Source organism: Streptomyces olivoverticillatus (assembly GCF_014203555.1).
In the GTDB taxonomy this organism is placed as follows: domain Bacteria; phylum Actinomycetota; class Actinomycetes; order Streptomycetales; family Streptomycetaceae; genus Streptomyces; species Streptomyces olivoverticillatus.
The window spans coordinates 76,988-100,093 of sequence record NZ_JACHJH010000010.1; the positions used below are offsets into that span (position 1 = coordinate 76,988).

The window sequence follows — 23,106 nt, forward strand, 5'->3', positions numbered from 1 at the left end:
TCAGCTGGTGGCGCCGGGCTGGCCGGCGATCTGGGTGATGGTGAAGTGAACGAACTCGGCGGGACGCACGGGCGCGATACCGATGTCACAGATCACCTGACCGGCGTCGATCGTCGCCGAGGTGTTGTTCGTGCGGTCACAGATCACATAGAAGGCCTCGTCGGGCGTACGTCCGAGCAGCGCACCTTGGCGCCACTGGTCGGTCAGGAAACTGCTGACCGAATGCCGAAGGGTGGCCCAGAGACGGTCGTCGTTGGGCTCGAAGACAGCCCAGGTGGAGGACTGGCGGATGGAATCCGACAGGAACGACACCAGACGACGCACATTGAGGTAGCGCCAGTCACGACTACTCGAGCGCGTACGGGCACCCCACACCAACAGGCCTCGGTCGGGGAAGACGCGGAGGCAGTTGACCCCCTTGTCGTTCAGCTCGCCGTGGCGTTGGTCGGTGAGCAGCGTGGGGAGGGACAGCACGCCGCGCAGGTTCTGGTTGGCGGGGGCCTTGAAGACACCGCGCTCGGCATCCGTACGGGCCCACACACCGGCCAGATGGCCGGACGGGACGACGGTGCGCGGGATGCCGTCCACGCCGGGCACATTGACCCAGGGGTAGTACAGCGCCGTGAACGCCGCATCCTCTACGTCCGGGCTCGCCAGATGCCCGAAGAATTGCGGCACATCGGCCGGTGCGGTGTCGGGCGGTGGTTCGAGGAGGGCAAGCCGGTTGCGCATGGTCACGCAGTGGGCGACCACCTTGCCCATGATGTCGGCGCCGACATCTGCCTCGGTGCCCTCGCGCCATACGTCCGGGACGGCGACCATGCTCACGTCCGGCACCGACTTGAGTCCGGCCAGACCCGTGCGTTTGTCGGGGTTGCCGTCGACCTCGTCTGCGAGGGTCTTGTCGGGGTCGAGCCGGAGGACGTAGCAGGATGTTCCTCCGTTCGCGAAGAAACCGTAGACCGCTTCGGGCAGCTGGATCATTCCGGACTGCTCGAAGTATTCGGCGAGGACGGTCAGTTCGCCCTTACGCCGTTTGAGGTCGGCAAGTGCGTTCCCGGCCGTGATCCAGAGCCCGTACGGCCCGGGAAGGGCTTCCGCCACCTTCTGCGCCGCGGCTTCGGCCTCTTTCCTGTCCTCCCCGTCGACGGCTTCGCCGGCCCAGTCGGCGGCCTGTACCACGACGAGGAAGGTGAGTTCTTGCTGGGTGAGGACGGGGGGCTCGCCCGTGGTGGCCTTCTCCGCGAGGTCCCTTCCCAGGCGCTCGAGCTCCGCCTCGGCCTCCGTGATGGCCTCGGACAGCCTCGTCAGCTCCCGCCCTAACGCCTCCACCCCCATCGGGGAGCGGAAGTGGAAGGTGTCCACGAACTCGGACCAGCTGTTGATCCGTACCGGCGGCGTGGGCGCCTGTGGGCCGCGCACGGTGTAGCCGAGGAATGCGGGGGTGGACGTCCCCACCCCGGTGATTGTCCGGACTCCGCTCGAACGCTCCTTGATGAACACTCCGGGTGCCAACGGACCTGAAACCATGCCCTGTTTGCCCCTCTCATCGGGGAATGCGACCCTTCAGCCAACCACTCCCGCGGGGTACGCGCATGCAAACGGAGGAAGGTACGACAGATGACGTAGCGGAATCTCCCTCACACCCCGCCAAGGGAGACCTCCGCTTCCGGCCGCCGACGGCGTCCAGAGCCGCCGCAAGGCGGCGCGCAGCGCGCATTCGCCAACATCCGGCTCTCGCCGCGCCTGGTCATGCACGACGCTCGTGACGTCCATCAGTGGCTGGCCGATCACCGCGTCGACCCCGCGCAGGCAGCCTGGTGGTGCACGTCGAGCAGCTGCCCATCGGAACAGCCTTGCCGTGCTCTGAAAGTCCGACTGGCCCCTGTCGTCTTGACACGGGCCCAGCCGTGCGGGCTTCCGTGCAGGCTCTAGATGAACACCAGGGCGGCCAGACCGAGGTAGACGCCACTGGTCAGGTAGGACAGACGGCGGGCGCGGCGAGGAGTCCCACGGAGTCGACCGGTGAGTGCGGCGCCGATGAGGGCGTAGCAGAGGTCCAGGGCGAGGGCGATGGACAGGAAGACCGCGCCGAGTACAAGCATGCGGGTCCGGGTGTCCGCAGGGGGCAGGCCGGTGGGCAGGAACTGCGGGAGGAAGGCCAGGAAGAAGAGGACGACCTTGGGGTTGAACAGGTTGACGAGGACGGCGTCGCAGTAGAGCCGGAGCAACCGGCGTCGTGCGGGACGGCCGGCGGCGTCGGCGACGCCGACAGCGGGGGGAGGACGGCGGAGCAGCGCACGTACGCCCAGGTGGGCGAGGTAGCCGGCGCCCGCGTAGCGCAGGGCGGTGAAGGCGAGCGGGTGGTCGGCGATGAGCGTCGCCGATCCGCAGACGGCGGCGACGACGTGGAGGAACGTGCCGGTCTCCACGCCGAGGGCCGAGATGATGCCGGCCCGCCGTCCATCCTGCACGCTTCGCGTCACGATGTAGATCAGGTTGGGTCCGGGCACGGCGACCAGGATCAGCGAGGCCAGGACGAAGGCGGCGAGTGAGGTCATCCGCGTTCCAGAGCCGTGCGCATCAGGCCGAGGGGCGGGGCACCGAGATCGAGCAGGGCGTTGTGGAAACGACGGAGCGAGAAGCCGCCGCCCCAGCGTGCCGCGGCCTGCTCGCGCAAGTCGAGGATGGCGAACTTGCCCCAGGTGTAACGGCCGTAGGTGGGGTCGAGCAACCCGCGCCGGGCCTCGTGCAGGGCTGCAGGACCGGTGAGCGAGACGTCCTCGGCGAACCGCGCCGTCGCATCCGACAGGGTCATGGTTCCGGTGTGCAGTCCGATCGCGCAGGCGAAGCGGGTGACTCTGCGCAGCGCGTCCTGGGCGACCGCGACGGCGACGCGTGGGTCGCCGTCACGGAAGCCCTGTTCCAGTGCCAACTCCTCGCAGTAGTGGGCCCAACCCTCGATGAAGGCTTCGGAGTGGAGTGTGCGGCGGACATCGGTCGCCGCCCGGCGCAGCGCCCTGCCGTGGCTGGCATGCCCGGGTGCCACCTCGTGGATAGCCATATTGGGCATCAGGGTCCGGTTGAAGCCGGTCGACAGCCACTGGTCGCTCTCCGCCCTTGACCAGTCGGCGTCCGGGAGAGTGATACGAAAGCTGCTGGGTGCGTCGACCTCGTGGGGCGCGGACGCGAAGAGGCCGGCCAGCGCCCGGCGCTGGGATTCGGGCATCGGCTGGACGTCCACCTCGACATCGTGGTGGGGCACCAGATCGTGCCGCGCGGTCCAGGCGACCGTCTCGTCGACAAGCACCGCGAACTCGTCCAACAGGTTGTCGGCGTCGGGGTGGTCGGCTTGGAGGGCCCGTACGGTGTCGGCGGGCGCAGCCTCGGGGTTGACGCGGCGCAGCGACTCGTAGAGAAGCGCACGCTGACGGTCCCGTCCCGCGTCCACCCTGGCGGACGTCGCGGCGAGGTCGACGGTGCAGGCCTCGGCCGCGCCGAGGAGCCGAGCGAGGGCGGGGCCGCCGAGTGCCGCTGACCGCGGCCCTTCGGCAGCGGCCCGCTCCAGGTGGGCCAGGAGCCGGGCGTGCGCCCGGCCGGCAGCGACGTGGAGGGGGCCGCCCCGGGGATCGAGAAAGGCGGCCAGACCACGTGCGAGCGGCAGCGTGGCGTCGGCCAGCGCCGCAGGCACGCGATCCAGTGCCTCGATGGCCGCGTCCACGGCGTCCGGCCAATGGCGCAACTGGGCCGACCGCGCGGCGTCCCGCTCGGGCTGAGGCGCGTAGGGGCGGTCGTAGCCGGACAGGTCCAGGTTCTCGATGTGCCACAGGGGGTTGCTCCGGTGCAGTTCGAGCTCGCCGAAGCGGACTCGGAGGGCTTCCTCGGCAGCTACTGCGTGCGCCTCGTCGTGCGGGTCCGGGTAGGACTCGGTGCCGGCGGGGCCGCCGAGGGCGGCGAGGCCGCGGCGCACTCCGTCCGGAGACAGGTCCTGAACGGTTCCGTCGTACTCGTGCTTTCCCGCGCTGTCTCTCGCGGCGAAGACGGACAGGTCACAGATCGCTGCCAGCCGGGGGTCAAGGGTCGAGGTGGATGTCATGCCGTTAGCCTCTGACGGCGGCGGCTCGTACTCCCGTGCCAATGGAGGGGAAAGTGGACCGGAATCGTGAGACGTCCGAGCCGGCCGGGCTGATCGACCTGCTGGGCGACTGGAGTTCGGCCGAGGGACCGCTGTACCAGCGGCTCACCGAAGCGTTCGTCCGAGCCGTACGGTCCGGGGACCTGTGCACCGGTGACCGCCTTCCATCTGAGCGGCGGCTCGCCGACGCTCTCTCGGTCAGCCGGGCGACGGTGGTCGCCGCCTACGACGCACTGCGCGGGTCGGGCCTGGTCGAGACCCGTCGGGGCAGCGGCACGCGGGTGTCGGGAGGAGCCGTCGTCCACCGGATTCCGGCGGACGGGCGGGTGCTCGGCGGCCAGGCCACCACGGTGATCCAGCGGCTGGTGGAACAGCCGCCGAACCTCATCTCGCTGGGGCAGGCGGCCGAGGCCGGCGGTCCGGATCTGGCCCAGGCGCTGCTCCACTTGGTCCGCGAGGACCTGCCCGGGCTGATCCTCGACGCGGGCTACCACCCGGCCGGACTTCCCGCGCTGCGAGCAGCGATCGCCGCCCACCACACCGCGCACGGCCTGCCGACCGTGCCCGACCAGGTGGTGGTGACCACCGGTGCCACGCAGGCCGTTACCCTGAGCGCCCAGCTGTACCTCGGACGCGGGTCGACCACGATCGTGGAATCCCCCGGGTGGCCGGGCTGCCAGGACGTCCTCAGAGCGGCCGGCTCACGGCTGGTCGGCGTCGAACTCGACTCCGACGGCATCCGGATCGACCGGCTCGCCACCGCGCTCGCCGAGCACAGGCCCGCGCTGCTCTACCTCATGCCGACCTACCACAACCCCACCGGCACCCTGATGTCCGCCGGACGCCGTCGCCGGGTGACCGAGCTCGCCTCGCTCAGCGACCTCGCGTCCCGCGCCTACTACGACGAGAAGATCAGCCGGGAAGCAAGCGCCACAGCCGGGCACTGCTCTGCCTGGCCAGACGCCGGGTCGACGTCCTGTTCGCCATGCTCCGCGACGACACGTTCCACGAGTCACGACCGGTGGCAGCCGCCGGCTGACAAGGAGCTTCGAACGAGATCTGAGCCCGGACCTCCCCCGGCGGGGGGATGCCTGCGACCGTCCAGGAGGATGTGACGCCGCCGCGCATCGGCAAGCCTGGACGCATGTCCACTGTCCCGAACACCCCTGCTGCTCCGGCTCCCCGTTGGGCGGTCCGAGCCGCACATGCCGCGGCCCTTACCACCGTGCCCTCAGGCCTGTGGCGGATCGCGCTGGCCCTCGGCCTTCCGGTGGGTTACAGCGACTAGGTGCTCCGCCACAACTTCCACATCCCCGGCTGGGGCGTGGTCTACGTGATCGGGCTCAGCGTGGTTTCGGAGGCCTTCGCCCTGCTGACGCTCGGCCTGGTCCGACCCTGGGGCGAGGTGGTACCGCGCTGGATCCCGATCATCGGCGGCCGGCGCGTCCACCCGCTCGCCGCCGTCATCCCCGCTGCCCTCGGCTCACTGGCCCTCGTCTACCTCTGGAGCGACTTCGTGTTCTGGTGGAACACCGAGGAGCATCCAGCGATGCTCACGCCCTGGCACACCATCGTCGGCATCCTCTACCAACCCCTGGTCCTCTGGGGCCCGCTGCTTGCCGCCGTGACCGTCTCCTACTACCGCCGCCACCACTGACCACCGAAGGGCGCCAATCATCAGCCGGCATCCTTCAGCAGTCACAGCTCTCAGACCGATTTCGGGTGGTGATCATGCATAGGGGGAGAGCCGCGCTGGTCGGCATAGTGAGTCTCATGGCCCTGGCCACCGGATGCGCAGGATCCGGTCAGGAGGGGTCCGGCGCCCGGGCCCTACCGACGCCGACCTTGCTACCGCAGAAACTGGACAAGCCCGCCGGCCCGTATCCGGACCTGACCCTGTCGCCGTCGCCGTCGGATGACGCGACCTTCAGCGAGAACCTCGAGTTCGAGCTGCGCTGCAAGACCCTTGAGATGGCCCAGGTACCAGGCAAGACGTCTGCCCAGTGCCCCAAGGACCTTGACTCCGAGGCCGGTACGACGGTGTCGTGTACTGTCACCTACGAGGACCTCAACGTCGTGTGGGACGTGAGGCTTGGGGACAAGACCGAACGCAGTCAAAGGGTCTGCTGCTCACCTTGACCGGCCAGCGCCGCCTTGGCCAAGCGGGGCAGCAGCAGGGTGGAGCGTCGCTGCTGCTACCCGGGCAGCAGGGTGCAGCACGGTACGAGCAGCGGGCAGCGGGCAGCGGGCAGCGGGCAGCAGCAGCGGGGCGGAGTGCAGCACGGCACTGTGGCCGCCGGGCGTTCTGCAGCGGTCGGACGGGAGCCGCTGTGCAGGTGCGATAGGCGGCGCCCACCGGCGATGGCCCGGTGTGCGTCTCGGGCCCGAAGGGCGCCGGGAAGCAACGTAGCCAGGTGCGGCGCCCGGTCAGCGCCGGGCCGGTTTGGCTCCCGTGGGAGCCAAACCGTTCGAGATGTTCGAGCGGCAGCGCGTGTCTCAACGTCCCAGCTGGCGAGGCGAAACGCGCTTGCCCGGGGAAAGGGCTGGGACTGTCCCAGCAAATCGGACAGATCGGGCGTGATGGGGCACGGCTGGGACAGGCGTTGTCCCAGCCCCGTCCCACCCTGCGCAGCCGATCTCTCAGCTTGACGTTTAACGTCAATGCCGTTGATTTAAGGGTCTGATGTAGCTTCGGCGGCTTGGATGATCTTGACGGCCCGGGGTGGTGTCCTGGTCGGCTGGACGGGCGGTGTCCTGATGGGGTTCCAGGCCAGGAACTTCGACATCTTGCGTTTGACCTGCCGGAGAACGGTGCGGAGCCAGCGGGGCGGGTTGATCTCCTGCCAGATCTCGGTGCAGAAGTGGGCGACCTCGACTGACAGGTGGTCAGGGGGAAAAATCGCCGGTCAGCGCGGTGGCGCTGCGGTGTGTGGCTCTCAGGGCGGCGGCGAAGGACAGCCGGTCGGGATCGATCGGGCTGGTATGGCGAAGAGCGGCGGTGTACATCAGGGACCGCAGTGCGGTGTGGACGGCCAGGTGCGCTTAGATCTCCTGCTCGACGAGGTCGGGGCTCTTGCTGGTCAGCACGTTGCCGGAACCGATCTGGGTGGCCTTCCACTCCGCCAGGGTGGTCTCCACTTCCCATCGCTCGGTGTAGAGGGCGGCCAGTTCCCGGGCCGGGGCCGCGGTCGGGTCCAGGAGTGTGGTGGCGAGCCGGTAGTGCTCGTCCGGGTCCCGGCCGGGGTCGTCGAGGACGTACTCCACGACCCGTACGGGCACGTCCTCGACGGGTTGTTTGCTGCGTCCGCGTCCGCCGTGCACGGTGGCGATCCACGAGCCGTCCGCGAGAACCTCCCCGGGTTGGAGCTTCCAGAGCCTCGACACCCGCCACAACAAGGCGGCGCCGGTGGCGGCGAGTTGCTTCCACAGGTGCACCCCTGGCAGCCCCCGGTCGGCCAGGACGAGCATCCCCGGCCGCAGGCCGCGTGCGAGTTCGGCGGCCAGGTCCCGTTCCGAGGTCCGGAAGCCTCCGATCTCGGCGTCGATGACCACGTGGGTGCCCGACTCGATGAGCACCACGACCCGCGCGAGCGGATACCCCGACGGACCGTGGCCCGTCCGGGCTTTGGGCCGGCCGAACCGCTCCTCGTTCGCCGGCGTGTCGGCGATCTCCAGCATGGTCCCGTCGACGGCCATCAGCCGCAGGCCCTGCCAGTACGCTCCTGGCGTCGCCTCGGTTGCCACGCCCGACCCGACCTGCGCGAGCAGCTCCCGAAAGGGCTCGGCGCCCGGGTTCTTGCGCCCCCGGAAGACCGCCGCCTCTGTCAACGGCATTGTGCTTAAAAATCAAGCCAGTGAGGTCGACTGCCGACAAGGGTGGTCGCGCGTTGGCGAACGTACCCCGCGACCGTTGCACGGCTCATTCCACTGCACCGCTCATTCCGCGGCGGGGACGCGGATTCCTTCCCAGACCAGCCGGCGTTCCCGCTGCGGGTCCACCTCGATCCGCAACGGATGGTCGATGATGCGCGTGTTCCGTTGCGCCACCGTGTATTCCGGCCAGGAGGCGAGCGGCCGGCCGGTACGGGCGAAGGCCAGCCAGTTGTCCTGGACCTCGTCCTGTACGGCGCGAAATCCCTGCCGCCCGCCGGCCAGCGTCAACAGCCGCACTGGCACACTGTCGACGCCACCGAACACCGGCAGCAGTTCGATCCCGTGAACGGCCCCCAAACCGGCACGGCGCAACGCGCGCGGTGCGAAGTCGAAGCGGTAGCAGAACGTGGGAGCCCGGCCGCTGTGCCCTTCGAGCACCGCCTGCACCGGTCGCCACAGCACGAAGTCCGTGCTGACCCCGACCGCGGCCGCCCGCTTCGGATAACCGGGGTAGGCGGCGACCACCCGCTCGTGGTCGGCGCCGCAGCGCTCCAGCGCGGCGCGCAGCACGGGCGCGGTGGTCGGCACGGTCGCGTCGAACCGGGACAGGGCGCATTCATCGCGATTGGTGCCGACGATCAGCGGCACCGCCTGCGCGCTGCCCGCGGTGATGGCGTCCAGCGGGTCCAGCGGCAGAAAGCCGCCGTCGACCACCGGTGCGATCGGGTAGCTGCCGGGAAAGGCCCGCACCACATCCCGCAGCGCCCGTTCGGCGGCCCGGCAGAGGTCCTTCGCAGCCACCGTGGTCAATGCCTGCGTCGCGGAGTCCGGGGCGACGCCGAGCCGGCCGAGGAGCCGACGGGCGAACCGCCGGGCCTCCTCGACATCCACGGCCGCCCAGTCCGCGGCCGGGCTCTGCGCGATCGCGCGGTGGAACAGCCCGGCCGCGGCCGGGGTCACCATCAGCGTCAGCACCGCGTCCGCGCCCGACGACTCGCCGAAGACGGTGACGTTGTCCGGATCGCCACCGAAAGCGGCAATGTTGCGACGCACCCACCGCAACGCCGCCACCTGGTCCCGCAAGCCGAGACTCGACTCGAAAGGCCGGTCAGCCGTGGAGAACTCGGTGAAGTCGACATAACCGAGTGCGCCCAGCCGGTAGTTGAGCGTCACCACCACCGCATCGCCGCGCGCCGCCAGCGAGTCACCCGGATACCGGGCCGCGGTGTCGAAGACGTAACCACCACCGTGGACGAAGACCAGCACGGGCCGCGACCGCGCCGAGGGATCCGGGGGCGCGGTCACGTTCAGAGTCAGGCAGTCCTCGCCGGTCCGGCGCAACCCCACCATCGGGTTGCGGCGCTGTACGGCCGCGCACCCGAACCGAGTGGCGTCGCGTACGCCCACCCACGGCTGTACCGGTTGCGGTGCCCGCAACCGCAACTCCCCGACCGGTGCCGCCGCGTAGGGAATCGACCGCCACTGCAACGCGCGCGGAGCCCGGCGACCGCGGACGACGCCGTCCGCGGTCTCGACATCAGTCGCGAACATCGTGCCTCTCCTCGTCCAAAACACTGAGGGACCCCGCGCTTGTTGATGACACGTTGACAAACTCGGCCGCTCCGGCCGGCCCCGCACGCAGGACACACTGGAACTCATCGGCGAAGCCGGCCGCGAACTCCGCGGGAAACCGATCCGCCCACACCCACACGTTCAACCGCACTCCGCCATCGGCGGCTTACCACGCCTCGGTCTTCGTGCGTGCCGTGCCTGGATGTCCGCGCGCGCGGCGGCGCCCCCTGTTCTCCGGGACCGCTCCACCGGCCGAGGAGGTCTGCGATGTGCACGAGCTCGTCCAGGCCGAGGGGTGCGTCCACGTGATGAGCCGACCGGCTCATTTGATCGTTTGGCTCTCTCCGTTCTCGTCGCGGGGCCGCGCGGTCCCGTCGGGGCTGTCCACGCGGCTCCGGTCGTGCCAGGCGTGCTCCCATTGGCGGGTCAGCGCCGGGTAGACGACCAGGTGACGGAAGGGCGCGATGGCTGCCATGTAGAGCCGGCCGAAGGTTCCGTTGGGCTTGACCAGGACGGCCATGCGCAGCTCGTGCTCGCCGTTGTCGGCCGGGACCCACCCGAGGTGCATGATGGTGTGCACGGTCTTGTTCGCCAGCTCGCGGGCGCTCTCGGCGTCCAGCTCGTAAACCGCTTTGAGCGGCATGTCGGCGCTGTCCGGGCCGCGTGGAGCGTCGCGGAGGTCCTGGGGCATGCGGTCCCGCAGCGAGGCGACCCTCGCACCGATACACGTTGACGGCCTGTCCCAGCCGAGAAGCGCGCCGAGCTTCCACCGGGCAGCGAACAGCGCCCGCACCGGCCAGGGCGCCTTCTTCGGCCCCCCGGCCGCCCACAGCGCGGCGAGCACCACCGGGAAGTCGTGGGGTCCGGCCCCGGGGGTGCGGAACGCCCACACGTCCTCCACCCGGAAGTCGGGCGCGATCTCGTGGATCCGCCACGGCTGCCCCGTGTGCGCGGCGACGGGGAGCTTCCTGGACATCACAACCTCCCCGTCACCGCGACACCAGGAAGTGGACCAGGCGGGGCTTGACCTCCAGATCGCTCAAGCCGTCGGGCGTCGCGCCCAGCTCGCGGGCGGCGTCGGACGTCGCCCGGAACGCCTCCTCGGACTCGAACGCGCCGGTGGTGACGACCGCGTCGCCGTCGGGCGTGGCCCAGACCCCGACGGACAGGAAGCCCGGCTGCGTCCGCATGACGTCGGCGACCTGGTGGCAGAGGCCGACGAACTCCTCGAAGTGCTCAGGGGTCGGGTAGTGGTAGGCGACGAATCCGTATGCCATGACGCTGTCTCCTCTGCCTCATCTGCCTTATGCGGTGGCGTACAAGACTGACGCTAACGCCCTGTTACGCGGTGGCTTATAGGTCTTAGGTATGAGACGCCTAGCTCTCGGGAGGGAGAGGACCCACCCCTGCGGGAGCACCCCGCACGCCACGCGAGAAGTGGGTCGAGGAGGACCTGCGGGCGACGGCCCCAGGATCGGTCCTCGTGCTTGTACGGATGCTCTACCTGGTCGCCACGCGGGTCTTCGCGTGGCTGGTCCTGCTAGCCCGGTCCTCCGCGGCCAAGGACACGGAGATACTGATCCTGCGGCACGAGATCGCGGTGCTGCGCCGTCAGGTCGCCAGGCCCAAGCCCGGCTGGGCGGACCGAGCGCTGCTGGCCGCGATGGCCCGCGTGCTGCCGCGAGCCCTGCGCGCGCAGGGGATCGTCTCCCCGCTCACCCTGCTGGCCTGGCACCAGCGCCTGGTCAAGAAGAAGTGGACGCAGCCGCCGTCACCGGGACGCCCACCGCTGGCGGCAGAGCTGCGCGACCTGATCACCCGGCTCGGCGTGGAGAACCCCCGCTGGGGATTCCGCCACGTGTACGGCGAGCTGCGCCGCCTCGGGCACCGCGTCAGCGACCGTACGCAGGGTGCTCCGCGGTGCCGGGCTCGGGCCGGCACCGCGGCACCGTGCCGCTCGCGGCGAGTGGCGCGCATTCCTCCAAGCCCGGAGCAGCGGGGTGCTGGCCACGGACTTCTTCCACGTGGACACGATCGCACTCAAGCGCCTCTACGCGCTGTTCGTCATGGAGGTACGCATACGCACCCGCCGGGTGCACATCCTGGGCGTGACTGCCGATGGGTGCCGACAACCCTGTCACCTACGCTGAGCTGCAGCTTGAGGGTCACGGTGTGATCACATCGAGAGTGCTCGTGACCCCATCGGCCCACGCTTGGGATCGTGACGTTCCGTCTGGTCCACTGATTCGGCTGCCTCTTGTTCAGCTGGCTGCGGCTGCTGGCGCGATCCTCCGCGGCCAAGGATGTGGAGATACTGGTGCTCCGGCGCCAGCTGGCCGTCCTGCAGCGCAGCAGCCCCAAGCCCGCTTTCAGCTGCGGAGACCGCGCGGTGCTCGCTGCCCTGCTCAGGCTCCTGAGCAAGCGTCGCCGGTCGGCGCTGAAGTTGCTGGTCACCCCGCGTACCGTGCTGTGTTGGCACGCGAGGTTGGTCGCGAGGAAGTGGACCTATCGGCACCGAGACCCGGGTCGCCCCGCCAAGCCCGAGGCACTGCGGGCTCTGGTGCTGCGCCTGGCCCGCGAGAACGACGGATGGGGGTATCGCCGGATCCACGGCGAACTGCTCAACCTGGGCTGGAAGGTCGCCGCCTCCACCGTCTGGGAGATCTTGAAGCAGGCCGGGGTCGACCCGGCGCCCCAGCGCGCCGACCGCTCCTGGTCCCGATTCCTCGCCGCCCAGGCCCAAGGGATCATCGCCGTCGACGTCCTCCACGTGGACACCGTATGTCTGAGACGCGTGTTCGTCCTGTTCTTCATCGAGCACGGCACCCGGCGCGTGCACATCGCCGGCGTCACCCGCAACGTCACCGCCGAGTGGGCCACCCAACAGGCCCGCAACCTGCTGATGGCCCCGGACGACGTGGGCGCCGCCGGCATCCAGTACCTGATCCGCGACAACGCTGGCTACTTCACCGAGGGCTTCGACGCGGTCTTCACCGCCATTGGCGCCCGCGTGGTGCCGATCCTTGCGGGCGTGCCCCGGATGAACGCAATCGCCGAGCGCTGGGTCGGATCATGCCGCCGCGAGGCCACCGACCGGATCCTGATCACGGGAGAGCGACACCTGCGCCTCGTCGTCACCGAGTACGCCAGCCACCACAACGAACATCGGCCTCACCGATCACTCGGACAACGCCCCCCCGACAACGTCGGCACGCCCGAACCGCCCTCCGCCAATGACCAATCGCGTGTCATCCGGCGCGACCGCCTCGGCGGCCTCATCCATGAATACGCCCAGGTCGCATAGGGTGACAGGGGTTGTCGGCACGCACAGGAGTCCGGATGGAATACCGGGTCCACACGAATTCCCAGATGCCTGGCCACAAGCGCCTGGGCGACCCGGTCGGCGACCGTGGGAATGCCGAGCATTCTCATGCCGCCGCCATGCTGTTTCGGAATTTCCACCGCGCGTACCGGAGGCGGGAAGTACGTCCCCGACGACATTCGGTTCCAGATCTTGTAGAGGTTGCTCTGCAAATCGGCCTCGAAATCGGCGATTGACTGCCCGTCCACGCCGGCGCGCCCTTGTTTCCCTTCACCTCACACCAGGACTCCCAAACCTCCCGCTTCGAGATATCGAACGGCTTGCCTCGTACTTTCAGCTCGTTCACCCAGCTCCTCCCGGGCACTCCGGTTGACTGACCGAACAACAGCCACGGATGACCCGGCCCCTTCGCTCCACCCCCATTACAGGGGCCTCAGCGCTACTACGAGCCGGTCCGCCGGCGCACCCCGCGACGGTACTCACGCCCTACGGGGAACTCCCGACTCGGGCTCTCCCTCTTGCCGTCCTCGGGGACGGGCGGTGTCGGGGCACGCCTTCTCACGTTCCACGTAGGAGCAACAGACCAGGATCGCGTCGCCTTCATGCCGGACACCGCCTGGCCAATAGGCGGGCTCCCGCCAGGCTTATCCCGGGACCGTTCCAACACCCCGGTTTCGATGTCGTCCTACCCAATTTCGACACGTCAGCAGCGATTCGCTTGCGCTCGCCTTCCTGGCCCCCACCTGACGCCTCGAAGACGCCTTTTCCTCGATCGCTCACCACGACGGTCTTCAGCCAACGCGGCCACATACAGTCACCAGCTCCCGACGCCGAGCAGCCTCCGGCCCCGGCGTCTAACCATGAAACCGTGAGACGAATGTGAGAAGCAGGCCCGGAAGCACGCCGAAGGCCGCTCCCTCGCGAACGAGAAAACGGCCTCTGACCTGCGACAATGGGGCGAACCCTTGTCGGGACGGCGGGATTTGAACCCACGACCCCTTGACCCCCAGTCAAGTGCGCTACCAAACTGCGCCACGTCCCGGTGCTTGTCCGGCCCGGGGTTTTCGCCCTGGCCGACCGCGCACGAGAACAATACCGCACTTCACGCGGTGCTCGCGCGCGGTTCCCGGGCAGGGGGCCGGGGGCGGCGGGGGCCTGAGGCCGGTCCGGTCGACGAGCAACTGTTCGATCATGGAGGCCGCGGTGTTGACCGTGGGCGTGTGCGGCATGCAACCATCTACCCCTTCGGCCGGCGATCACCGCCCGCCGAAGCCTGTCGAACCGCGCAACTCCACCACAGCTGGAGGACAGTTGGACATCACCGGCCCCGCCCCCACCCCCGCCTCCGGCTCCGACCTCTCCCGACGCCGGTTTCTGCAGGCGGCTGCCGGTACCGCCGCCGTGGCCGGGGCGGGGGTCGCCCTGCCCGTGGAGACGGCAAGCGCCGCGGGCGGCGGTGCGCGGTCGGTGGTGCTGTCGTTCACCGGGGCCACCAACGGGGCGGGCAGCCTCTCCCCCGCCGGGGACCGGCTGATCGCCGAGGTGCAGAACGTCCTGTGGTCCGTCCCCCGGAAGGGTGGCGACGCGGTGGCGATCACCCCGGCCGACCTCGAGCCCACCCGGCCCGTCCACTCCCCCGACGGCAGACAGCTCGCGGTGTGCGCCTACCGCGGCGGCGGCTTCCACATCTGGACGCTGCGCACCGACGGGTCGGGGCTTCGGCAGCTCACCGACGGGCCCTGGGACGACCGGGGCCCTTCCTGGTCGCCGGACGGCACGCGGATCGCCTTCGCCTCCGAGCGGGGCGGCGACCCGGTGGCCGGGAGCCCGTACCGGGTGTGGGTGGTGGACGTGCGCAGCCGGGCGTTGACGCAGGTCACCGGGGTGCAGGGGCAGGAGGGCCCGGCGCAGGACGGGGCGTGGGAGGACTTCGACCCCGTCTGGTCGGCTGACGGCACACGGCTGCTGTTCGTACGCGCCCGCCTCGCGGGGACCGCTCTGGAGGCCCGTACGGTGGCGTCCGCGCCGGCCGACGGGCGGGGGCCGGTGCGCGTCGAGCACACCGAGAGCGCCGCCGCGCAGGTGATGACGCCGGCGGTCTCGCCCGGCGGGCGGCTGGCCTATCTGCGGACGACCGCCTCGCCCGCCGCCTCCTGCACGCTCGTCGTGGACGGTGCGGTGGTGCGCGTCGAGGGGGACGTGGAGCCCGTGCCGCCGCGGTGGGTCTCCCGCGAGGAGCTGCTGCTGACCGTGAGCGGGGAGTTCCGGATCATCCGTCCGGAGGTCGCCTCCGGACAGACGTCCGGCATCGCGACGGCCACCGCCACCATCCCCTTCGCCGCCAAGCTGCCGCTCGACCGGCCCCGATACCGGGTCAAGCAGTACGACTTCGGCACCGGCGGCCGGGCCCGCCCGGTACGGTCCCTGCACCTTCCGGCGCTCTCCCCCGACGCCCGGCAGGTGGCCTTCGCCGCGCTGAACGCGCTCTGGATCGCCGACGTCTCCGGCGGCCGGGCGCCCCGCCAGGTCGTACGGGCCGAGCCGACCCGCTATCTGCTGGGTCCGTCCTGGTCGCGCGACGGGCGGGCGCTGATCTACGCCGACGACCGCGACGGGCTGCTCGCCGTGCGCCGCCGCGATCTCGCTTCCGGCGAGGAGACCGTGCTGGCGGACGGCGGGCGCGTCAGCCCTGCGCTGTCGCCGGACGGCACCCGGCTGGCCTGCCTGGACATGTCCGGGCGTCTCGTCGTGCGCGATCTGGCCGCCGGCACCGAGCGGGTCCTGGCCACACCGCTGGGCGGCGGCGGGCTGCCCGGCAGGCCGAGCTGGTCCCCAGACGGCCGCTTCGTCGCCTTCTGCGACCGCAACCGTCTCAACCAGCGCTTCCGCGAGGGCTACAACCTCATCCGCATCGTCGACGTGGCGAGCGGCGCCGCCCGGCTGCACGCGATCGCCCCGCACGCCTCGGTCTCCGACCGCTACGACTCCGGCCCCGCCTGGTCCCCCGACGGCCGCTCGATGGCGGTGATCAGCGAGTCCGCGCTGTGGCTGCTGCCGGTACGGGGCGATGGAACCCCCGCCGGGGAGCCGCGCCGCCTGACGGACGAGGCGGCCGACCATCCGTCCTGGTCCGGCGACTCGCGCCACATCCTCTATCTGTCCGCGGGCAAGCTGCGCCTGCTGGACACCTCCGGCGGCACCGCCCGCACGCTGCCCGTCACCCTCGACTACCGCCGCCCCGCCCCCGCCGACACGGTCGTGCACGCCGGGCGGCTGTGGGACGGCACCGGTAAGGCGGTGCGGGAGGACGTCGACCTGGTGGTCCGGGACGGCCGGATCTCGGCCGTCGAGCCGCACCGCGCACGCCGCGCGGCACTGCGCACCGTCGACGCCTCCGGCAAGACCGTGATCCCGGGGCTTTGGGACGCACACACACATCCCTGGCAAATCACCTACGGCGGCCGCCAGACCGCCCTGCAGCTGGCCTACGGCATCACCACCGCCGTCTCCTTCGGCGGAGCGGCCTACGAGCAAGCGCGGATCCGCGAGGCGGTGGCCGCCGGGGCACTGGCCGGGCCGCGTCTGCTCACCGCCGGCGAACTGCTGGACGGCTCCCGGGTCGCGTACAGCATGGGCCGGGCGCACCGCACCCGCGAGGGGCTGCGCCGCTCGCTGGCCCGCGCCTCGGCCCTGGACTGGGACTTCGTCAAGACGTACGTGCGCGCGCCCGGCTGGGTGATGGAGGAGGCGGCGCGCTTCGCGCACGAGCGCCTCGGGGTGCGCTCCGGGAGCCATCTGTGCTCGCCGGGCGTGCAGCTCGGCCAGGATCTGACGACCCATCTCCAGGCCACGCAGCGACTGGAGTTCGGGCACGCCACGACGGCGACGGGCCGGGCGTGCCAGGACCTGACGGAGATCTACACGGCCGCCGACTTCCATCTGATCGCCACGATCTTCACTTCGGTGCCCCTGCTCGGCTCGGATCCGGAGCTCGCCCGGGACGCGCGGGTCACCGCGCTGATGCCGCCGTGGGACGTGGAGCTCGTGAGGCAGACCGCCGCCGCGGCGCCCACGGAGGAGCAGCTGTCCACGCTGCAGCGGGAGATCGAGGTCTACCGGCGGGTGCTGGCGGGCGGCGGACTCGTCGCGCTCGGCACGGACGCGCCGCTGGTGCCGGTCGGGCTCTCCCTGCACCTGGGGCTGCGCGCCCTGCACCAGTACGGGCTGTCGGCGGCCCAGGCCCTGCACACGGCGACGGTGCTGCCCGCGCGGGTGTTCGGCGCGGAGAAGGATCTGGGCACGCTGGAGGCCGGGAAGCTGGCCGATGCCACGATCGTCGACGGCGATCCGTTCGCCGATTTCTCCACGCTGATCCGCACCGAATCCGTGCTGCGGGGCGGGACGCCGGTGCGGCAGAGCGAGCTCGTGGGCGCGTACGAGCGGACGTGCCGCCCGGCCGTGCGGCACGGGGACGAGCACCCGGACTGGCTGGAGGTCGGGCGGCAGCTGCGGCGCGATTCGTGCTGCGACATGGAGGTCCACGCGCACTGACGGCCGTCCCGTCCGCTCGCGCGGGCGGGCCCGTAACTCCGCCGCCGGATAAAGGAGATGCCGGACACCCCTCACCGAAGTAATGTCTGCTCGCGGTGGTTGGCTATTACTTCGGGAGGGCTCGATGGTTCCGGAACTGACGAGGATCTGGGTGGACGGCTGGGCCTTGTCGCGGCGCAGGCCCCGGGCGGCCCGGACGCCCTGGGGGTTCTACATCGAGGTGGACAGCCCGGGCCAGGTGGGGCGGCACGTGCTGCCCGACGCCCAGGGGCCGTTGGTGCGCGCGGCCGCGTCTTCGGTGACCGTGCCGGACACCTGGATCAAGGTGCCCATGGATCCGGACGAGGCCGCGCAGTGGCTCCCCGAGGGCTGGGTGGCGGACAAGGCGGAGACGGGCCATCTGATGGCCGTGGACCTGTCGCCCACCCACCCGGTGGCGCCCGCGGGGTACACCGCCTCCGTGGAGACCGGCGACGGCGTCACCCACGTCCGGGTGCTCGACGCGGCGGGCGCCTTGGCGGCCAAGGGTCAGGTGGCCCACCTCGGCCGGGCCGCGGTCGTCGACCGCGTCGAGACCGGGCAGGCCCACCGCCGCCGCGGGCTCGGCGGATTCGTGATGCGCACGCTCACCGACCGCGCCGTGGCGGAGGGCGCGGACCTCGCCGTCCTGGGGGCCACCGACGAGGGGCGCGCGCTGTACGAGACCCTGGGCTGGAAGGCACACGCTCCGCTGGCGGCGTGCATCTACCGCCCCCAGGGCACCTCTTAGGCCTGGAGCACGACCTTCGGTTCCTCGGGCAGCTTCGGCCACTCGCACGCGGGGGCCGCCGCGACCGCGCGCCACCAGGGGTCCAGCGGCAGGCCCGCGGCGGGCTCGAACGGCCGGCCCGGGCACGGCACGGCGATCCGGGCGCCCAGCTGCGCGGCCGCCGCGACCGAGCCCTCCGCAGGTTCCTCCCACGGGTGCGGCGCGAGGTTGAAGGTGCCCCAGTGGATGGGCAGCATGACCCCGGCCCCGGCGTCGCCGCCCTGGAGGTCGACGTGCGCCCGCATACCCTCTTCCGGCGTCATGTGGATGTCCGGCCAGAACTCGCTGTACGCGCCGATCTGCACCATCGTGGCGTCGAACGGGCCGTACTGCTCGCCGATGTCCGCGAAGCCGGGGAAGTAGCCGGTGTCACCGCTGTGGAAGATGCGGTGCTCGGGACCGGCGACCACCCACGAAGCCCACAGCGTGTGCTGGGTGTTGCGCAGCGCCCGGCCGCAGAAGTGGCGGGCCGGGGTGGCGGTGAGGGTGAGCCCCGCGACGTGGGTCGACTCGTGCCAGTCGAGTTCGGCGATGCGGTCGGCGGCCACACCCCAGTGCTCCAGGTGGGCGCCGACGCCCAGCGGGACGACGAAGGCCGTGCCCGTCCGGGCCAGCGCGCGGACGGTCGGCATGTCCAGGTGGTCGTAGTGGTCGTGCGAGATCACCACCGCGTCCAGCGGGCCGGTCTCGGCCAGCGGCATCGGCACCGGGTGCAGCCGCCGGGGGCCGGCGAAGGCGAACGGCGAGCAGCGCTCGCCCCAGACCGGGTCGAACAGCACGCGGGCACCGTCGATTTCGGCCAGCACGCTGGAGTGGCCCAGCCAGGTGAGCCGCAGTCCCGAGGCGGCGGGCACGGCCAGGTCGGCGACCGTGGTCGGGTGGACGGGCACGGCGTGCGCGGGGGCGCGGCGGACGCGCTCCTCCTTGCGGAAGTAGGTGGGCAGGAACGCCAGCATGGAGGCGCTCGGAGTCCGCCGTGCGCCCTCGGGGTTGACGAACACGCCGTTCGCGAAGTGCGGCGACCGCCTGATGCGTGCCATCCGCTCCCCCGCCGGGTCCGCTCCGAACGCGGCCGGGCGCAGGGCGTCGAGCGGTGAACTGGTCGGGCGGAAGCCGGTCACGGCACCTCCAGGAAGGGGAGAGCGGGTCACCTCATTATCCGCGCCGCGCCCGGGGAGCCTTGCCGCGGCCCGGGCGCCGCCCGGGCCCACCCCCGTTGTGCCGGGGCCCGGACGGCGCCGTACCTCCCCCGTACGGCCGAGGCCACTGTGCAGGCACACCGGCCCCCGGCGCATCCGAATTTCCGTGCGCGCCCGGCCGCCCGGCCTACAGCCCGCTCACCCGCAGCGTGACGTTCAGCCTTCCGGACAGGCCCAGGGCGGGCGGCGAGGTGCCGGGACGGGTGCGCGGCACCCCGTGGTAGGCCAGGCGGGACGGGCCGCCGAAGACGAAGAGGTCGCCGCTGCGCAGCTCGACGTCGCGCCAGGGGCGGCCGCGGCCGGCGCTGTTGCCGAGCCGGAAGACGCACGCGTCGCCGAGGCTGAGCGAGACGACGGGCGCACCGGACTTCTCGTCGCTGTCGCGGTGCAGGCCCATCGTGGCCCCGCCGGCCGCGTCGTAGAAGTTGACGAGCGCGATGTCGTACGGCTCGGGGCCCGCCTGCCGTCCGAACGCCCTGGCCACCGCCTCCCGGGCCAGCTCGCCCAGCCACTGCGGGAACGGCTTGACCGGGGCGCCGTCGCCGTCGACGACGGTACGGGCGTAGCCGTAGGGGAACCAGTGCCATCCCAGGCAGACCGTCCGCACCGACATCTCGCCGCCGCTGGGCATCCGTACCGTCCGCAGGCCCGCGGGCGGCTTGGCCCACTCCCGGCAGGCGTCCAGCAGCCGGCGCTGCGCCGCGAGGTCCAGCCAGCCGGGGACGTGGACGGCGCCCGGAGCGATCTCGGCGGGCGGGCGCGGGAAGAGCTCGTCGTCCATGCCGGCCAGCCTAGGCGCGGGGTCCGACACTCGGCCGGGATGCCCTCTGACCTGCGGTTTCAAATTTCTTCCGGCGGGATGTCACAAACGGGCCGGGCCGCACCGTCGTAGGGGTGACAGCAACCGCACCACCCATTCGCGAAAGGCGTCCGGCCATGGCCCGCATCTCCCTCGACCCGCCCCGCACCCTCCTCGTCCGCCTCGTGCGGTGGTACAGCAAGCGCACGTACGGCAAGGTCCTCGACCCGCTGATGGCGCTCGCCCACCACCGCAAGGTGATGATGACGACGTCGCGCTTCGAGATGTCGATCGCGCGCTGGAAGAAGGTCGACCCCGGCTTGAAGAACCTCGCCGAGATGGCGTCCGCCGCGGCCATCGGCTGCACGTGGTGCATGGACTTCGGCTACTGGCTGAGCCACAGCCACGGCATGGCGCAGGAGAAGCTGCGAGACGTGCCGCGGTGGCGGGACAGCGACGTCTATACGCCGCTGGAGCGCGACGTCCTGGAGTACTCCGAGGCGATGACCGCCACGCCGCCCACCGTGGAGGACGAGCTGGTGGAGCGGCTGCGGCGGCAGCTCGGCGACGCCGGGCTCGTGGAGCTGACCGCGATGATCGCGGTGGAGAACCACCGCTCGCGCATCAACGCGGCCCTGGGGCTGCACAGCCAGGGGTTCAAGGACAGCTGTGACGTCCCGGCCCGCCCGGGCGCATGACGCCCGTCACTTCTTGCAGCCCACACCGCCGTAGAAAATGGTGTTGTTGAGCTCCTCCGCATCGGGCACCGGGCCGTCCGGGCGCCACAGCGGCACGCGGACCAGCCCGGGGTCGAGGAGTTCGAAGTCGCCGAAGAGCGGCTCGACGGCCGCGCGGCCGCGCAGGCTGAGGGCCGCGGTGGCGTTCTTGTAGACATTCACCACGCCGTCCCGGGCCTGGACGTCGGTGCGCCCGGCCGCGTAGCCCTCGTAGGGCTCCTCGGTCGCGTGGGAGAGGACGAGCCGGCTGCCGGAGGGCAGCGCCCGGCCCAGGGCGGCGACGATGCCGGCCGGGTCCTCCTCGTCCTTGACGAAATGCAGGACGGCGACGAGCAGCAGCGCCACCGGCTCCCGGAAGTCGATCAGATCCTGGACGACGGGGCTGTCCAGGATCGTCTCCGGCTCCCGGACGTCCGCGTGGACGAATCCGGTGCCGCCCGCGTGCGTGAGCTTCGCCCCGGCGTGGGTGGCCACGATCGGGTCGTTGTCGACGTAGGCGACGCGGACGCCGGGCGCCGCCTCCCGTGCCACCTCGTGGGTGTTGGGGGAGGTGGGAATGCCGGTGCCGATGTCGATGATCTGGCGGATGCCGCTGTCCACCGCCTCGCGCACGGCCCGGTGCAGGAAGGCGCGGTTGGCGCGGGCGGAGAGCCGGACCTGGGGGTGGACCTCGATGACGCGCTCCGCGGCGGCGCGGTCGACCTCGTAGTTGTCCCAGCCGCCGAGGTAGTAGTCGTACATCCGGGCCGGGTGCGGCCTGCTGGTGTCGATCTCCTCGGCCGAGAAGCCCTGCCCCGACATGCTGTGCTCGATCACGCCCTGTTCCCTTCGGTACGCATCTGGTGCGGGCCCGCCTACTCGGCGGCGCTCACGCTCGGGCCGGCCAGCAGGAAGTCGGCCTCGCCCGCCTTGGCACCCCGGATGAAGCTCTCCATCTCGTGGTGTGTGTAGATCAGCGCCGGCCCCGCCGGGTCCGTGGACTGTCTCAGCGCCACCCGGCCGTCCCCCAGCCGCATCACCTCGACGCAGCTTCCGCCGTTGCCGCCGCTCCACGGCTTGCTCCAGCCCTCGGTGCCGAGGTCGGTCGCGGGCATGCCGTTGTATATGTGGTCCAGATCCATGGCTTTTACATTTCCTTACGAATGCCACCCAGGATTGCCTTGGTGGTGTGTGCCGGCGCGGCCTGCGCGCACATGCGGTCCAGCGCCTCGAGGAAGGCCGAGACGTCGTCGCGCTGGTCGAAGTACGAGGCGCCGACGAGGTTTTCGGCGTAGGCGATGTCCGGAAGCTCCTGGATGGGGAACCGGAAGATGTGGAAGGGGCCGTACATCGCCGGATGCGGCCCGGCGGCGAACGGCATGAACTGCAGCCGTACGTTGGGCAGGTCGCTGACCTCGATGAGCCGGTCGACCTGGGCGCGCATGACGTCCGGGCCGCCGATGGGCCGCCGCAGCACGGTCTCGTCCATCACCACCCACAGCAACGGCGCCCGGTCCCGGGTGAGCAGGGCCTGGCGTTCGCGGCGGACGGCCACGGCGCGGGCGACGTCGGCCTCCGGGGCGTGCGGCATGCCGGCGCGGAGCACCGCCCGCGCGTAGTCCTCGGTCTGCAACAGACCGGGGATGTAGTGCGGTTCGTAGGCCCGGATGAGGTTGGCCTCCTGCTCCAGGCTCACGAACGCGCTGAACCACTCGGGCAGCACGTCGCGGAAGCGGTGCCACCAGCCGGGGCGGTTGGCCTCGCGGGTCAGGGCGAGGAAGCCCTCGACCTCCTGCGGGTCGGTGACCCCGTAGACATGGAGCAGCTTCTCCACATACGGGATCTTCAGTCCCACTTCGGCCTTTTCCATGCGCCGGACGGTGGCGTGCGTGACGTCCAGGGCACGGCCCGCCTCCTCGAAGGAGAGCCCGGCCTTCTCCCGGAGGTCCTGGAGCCGCTTGCCGAGCACGACCCTCAGGACGGTCGGGGCGCCTGCCGGCCGCGCGTCCGCCACTGTCCATCCCCTCCAACTGCCGTGCCGGGCACCGGCCTACACCCCGTGCATATGCCAGCAGTGTGCCACGCGGGGCGTGGAGCCGACAGACTGTCCTTGCGATTCTGCAATTTACAG

The 23,106-nt window shown here is 71.0% G+C and carries 18 protein-coding genes, 1 tRNA gene and 2 pseudogenes; 8 read left to right on the forward strand and 13 right to left on the reverse strand.

Features of this window, described 5'->3' with window-relative positions:
• From FHS39_RS25595 to FHS39_RS24580, 3 genes are all read right to left on the reverse strand, one after another.
• On the reverse strand, nucleotides 1-1,458 hold the full coding sequence (locus FHS39_RS25595; RefSeq protein WP_184351684.1) for a phage tail sheath C-terminal domain-containing protein: 1,458 nt from the start codon (nucleotides 1,456-1,458) through the stop codon (nucleotides 1-3).
• Between the two features lie 473 nt (nucleotides 1,459-1,931).
• Nucleotides 1,932-2,561 carry a LysE family translocator gene (locus FHS39_RS24575; RefSeq protein WP_184351685.1) on the reverse strand — a complete coding sequence of 210 codons (630 nt, stop codon included), beginning with the start codon at nucleotides 2,559-2,561 and terminating at the stop codon, nucleotides 1,932-1,934.
• Nucleotides 2,558-4,096 (reverse strand): DUF885 family protein, encoded by a 1,539-nt coding sequence (locus FHS39_RS24580; RefSeq protein ID WP_184351686.1) that lies wholly within the window; start codon nucleotides 4,094-4,096, stop codon nucleotides 2,558-2,560. The genes FHS39_RS24575 and FHS39_RS24580 overlap by 4 nt, the downstream gene beginning before the upstream one ends.
• A 41-nt stretch (nucleotides 4,097-4,137) precedes the next feature.
• Here FHS39_RS24580 and FHS39_RS24585 point away from each other — a divergent pair.
• From FHS39_RS24585 to FHS39_RS24595, 4 genes and pseudogenes are all read left to right on the forward strand, one after another.
• A pseudogene (locus FHS39_RS24585) lies at nucleotides 4,138-4,971 on the forward strand (aminotransferase-like domain-containing protein); the annotation flags it as partial.
• A gap of 42 nt (nucleotides 4,972-5,013) precedes the next feature.
• Nucleotides 5,014-5,174 (forward strand): annotated as a pseudogene (locus tag FHS39_RS25600) (IS110 family transposase); the annotation flags it as partial.
• Nucleotides 5,175-5,423: 249 nt separating this feature from the next.
• Entirely contained in the window at nucleotides 5,424-5,792 is a 369-nt protein-coding gene (locus tag FHS39_RS24590; protein ID WP_343069729.1) for a hypothetical protein, read from the forward strand.
• 116 nt (nucleotides 5,793-5,908) lie between these two features.
• Nucleotides 5,909-6,274, forward strand: a complete 366-nt coding sequence (locus FHS39_RS24595; protein WP_184351688.1) for a hypothetical protein — start codon at nucleotides 5,909-5,911, stop codon at nucleotides 6,272-6,274.
• Between the two features lie 903 nt (nucleotides 6,275-7,177).
• On the opposite strand, the gene FHS39_RS24600 is transcribed toward FHS39_RS24595, so the two are convergent.
• The 4 genes from FHS39_RS24600 to FHS39_RS24615 all read right to left on the reverse strand — a co-directional run bounded on the left by FHS39_RS24600 (nucleotide 7,178) and on the right by FHS39_RS24615 (nucleotide 10,857).
• Entirely contained in the window at nucleotides 7,178-7,969 is a 792-nt protein-coding gene (locus FHS39_RS24600) for an IS4 family transposase (protein WP_184351689.1), read from the reverse strand.
• Nucleotides 7,970-8,071: 102 nt separating this feature from the next.
• Nucleotides 8,072-9,559, reverse strand: a complete 1,488-nt coding sequence (locus tag FHS39_RS24605; RefSeq protein WP_184351690.1) for a carboxylesterase/lipase family protein — start codon at nucleotides 9,557-9,559, stop codon at nucleotides 8,072-8,074.
• A gap of 343 nt (nucleotides 9,560-9,902) precedes the next feature.
• Entirely contained in the window at nucleotides 9,903-10,556 is a 654-nt protein-coding gene (locus FHS39_RS24610) for a DUF2867 domain-containing protein (protein ID WP_184351691.1), read from the reverse strand.
• 13 nt (nucleotides 10,557-10,569) lie between these two features.
• A complete protein-coding gene (locus tag FHS39_RS24615) occupies nucleotides 10,570-10,857 on the reverse strand; it encodes an antibiotic biosynthesis monooxygenase family protein (protein WP_184351692.1) in 288 nt (95 codons plus the stop codon).
• Between the two features lie 980 nt (nucleotides 10,858-11,837).
• Between FHS39_RS24615 and FHS39_RS24620 the strand changes: the two genes are divergently transcribed.
• Entirely contained in the window at nucleotides 11,838-12,884 is a 1,047-nt protein-coding gene (locus tag FHS39_RS24620; protein WP_221463207.1) for an integrase core domain-containing protein, read from the forward strand.
• Nucleotides 12,885-13,870: 986 nt separating this feature from the next.
• Here the strand turns inward: FHS39_RS24620 and FHS39_RS24625 are convergent.
• Nucleotides 13,871-13,944, reverse strand: a tRNA-Pro gene (locus FHS39_RS24625).
• A 269-nt stretch (nucleotides 13,945-14,213) separates the two neighbouring features.
• On the opposite strand from FHS39_RS24625, the gene FHS39_RS24630 reads away from it, so the two are divergent.
• Both FHS39_RS24630 and FHS39_RS24635 read left to right on the forward strand, forming a co-directional pair.
• The gene (locus FHS39_RS24630) at nucleotides 14,214-17,453 is read left to right on the forward strand and encodes an amidohydrolase family protein (RefSeq protein WP_246470468.1); all 3,240 of its coding nucleotides are present in this window, start codon (nucleotides 14,214-14,216) and stop codon (nucleotides 17,451-17,453) included.
• A 124-nt stretch (nucleotides 17,454-17,577) separates the two neighbouring features.
• On the forward strand, nucleotides 17,578-18,222 hold the full coding sequence (locus FHS39_RS24635) for a GNAT family N-acetyltransferase (protein WP_184351694.1): 645 nt from the start codon (nucleotides 17,578-17,580) through the stop codon (nucleotides 18,220-18,222).
• Here FHS39_RS24635 and FHS39_RS24640 read toward each other — a convergent pair.
• Nucleotides 18,219-19,382 (reverse strand): MBL fold metallo-hydrolase, encoded by a 1,164-nt coding sequence (locus FHS39_RS24640; protein WP_184351695.1) that lies wholly within the window; start codon nucleotides 19,380-19,382, stop codon nucleotides 18,219-18,221. The genes FHS39_RS24635 and FHS39_RS24640 overlap by 4 nt on opposite strands.
• A 205-nt stretch (nucleotides 19,383-19,587) precedes the next feature.
• Nucleotides 19,588-20,241 carry an alpha-ketoglutarate-dependent dioxygenase AlkB family protein gene (locus FHS39_RS24645; protein WP_184351696.1) on the reverse strand — a complete coding sequence of 218 codons (654 nt, stop codon included), beginning with the start codon at nucleotides 20,239-20,241 and terminating at the stop codon, nucleotides 19,588-19,590.
• 155 nt (nucleotides 20,242-20,396) lie between these two features.
• Between FHS39_RS24645 and FHS39_RS24650 the strand changes: the two genes are divergently transcribed.
• Entirely contained in the window at nucleotides 20,397-20,957 is a 561-nt protein-coding gene (locus tag FHS39_RS24650; RefSeq protein ID WP_184351697.1) for a carboxymuconolactone decarboxylase family protein, read from the forward strand.
• 6 nt (nucleotides 20,958-20,963) lie between these two features.
• Here FHS39_RS24650 and FHS39_RS24655 read toward each other — a convergent pair whose 3' ends face one another.
• From FHS39_RS24655 to FHS39_RS24665, 3 genes are read right to left on the reverse strand one after another with little or no spacing between them, the layout of a single operon-like run.
• On the reverse strand, nucleotides 20,964-21,797 hold the full coding sequence (locus tag FHS39_RS24655; RefSeq protein WP_184351708.1) for an SAM-dependent methyltransferase: 834 nt from the start codon (nucleotides 21,795-21,797) through the stop codon (nucleotides 20,964-20,966).
• A gap of 53 nt (nucleotides 21,798-21,850) precedes the next feature.
• Entirely contained in the window at nucleotides 21,851-22,117 is a 267-nt protein-coding gene (locus FHS39_RS24660; protein WP_045934435.1) for a DUF397 domain-containing protein, read from the reverse strand.
• A 5-nt stretch (nucleotides 22,118-22,122) separates the two neighbouring features.
• A complete protein-coding gene (locus FHS39_RS24665; RefSeq protein WP_045934436.1) occupies nucleotides 22,123-22,989 on the reverse strand; it encodes a helix-turn-helix domain-containing protein in 867 nt (288 codons plus the stop codon).
• Nucleotides 22,990-23,106 lie beyond the last annotated feature (117 nt).

Bases quoted from the DNA above. Each gene is read 5' to 3' on its own strand.
- FHS39_RS24575 (WP_184351685.1), bottom strand. From the start codon at position 2,561: ATGACCTCACTCGCCGCCTTCGTCCTGGCCTCGCTGATCCTGGTCGCC.
- FHS39_RS24580 (WP_184351686.1), bottom strand. From the start codon at position 4,096: ATGACATCCACCTCGACCCTTGACCCCCGGCTGGCAGCGATCTGTGAC.
- FHS39_RS24595 (WP_184351688.1), top strand. From the start codon at position 5,909: ATGGCCCTGGCCACCGGATGCGCAGGATCCGGTCAGGAGGGGTCCGGC.
- FHS39_RS24600 (WP_184351689.1), bottom strand. From the start codon at position 7,969: ATGCCGTTGACAGAGGCGGCGGTCTTCCGGGGGCGCAAGAACCCGGGC.
- FHS39_RS24605 (WP_184351690.1), bottom strand. From the start codon at position 9,559: ATGTTCGCGACTGATGTCGAGACCGCGGACGGCGTCGTCCGCGGTCGC.
- FHS39_RS24610 (WP_184351691.1), bottom strand. From the start codon at position 10,556: ATGTCCAGGAAGCTCCCCGTCGCCGCGCACACGGGGCAGCCGTGGCGG.
- FHS39_RS24615 (WP_184351692.1), bottom strand. From the start codon at position 10,857: ATGGCATACGGATTCGTCGCCTACCACTACCCGACCCCTGAGCACTTC.
- FHS39_RS24635 (WP_184351694.1), top strand. From the start codon at position 17,578: ATGGTTCCGGAACTGACGAGGATCTGGGTGGACGGCTGGGCCTTGTCG.
- FHS39_RS24645 (WP_184351696.1), bottom strand. From the start codon at position 20,241: ATGGACGACGAGCTCTTCCCGCGCCCGCCCGCCGAGATCGCTCCGGGC.
- FHS39_RS24650 (WP_184351697.1), top strand. From the start codon at position 20,397: ATGGCCCGCATCTCCCTCGACCCGCCCCGCACCCTCCTCGTCCGCCTC.
- FHS39_RS24655 (WP_184351708.1), bottom strand. From the start codon at position 21,797: ATGTCGGGGCAGGGCTTCTCGGCCGAGGAGATCGACACCAGCAGGCCG.
- FHS39_RS24660 (WP_045934435.1), bottom strand. From the start codon at position 22,117: ATGGATCTGGACCACATATACAACGGCATGCCCGCGACCGACCTCGGC.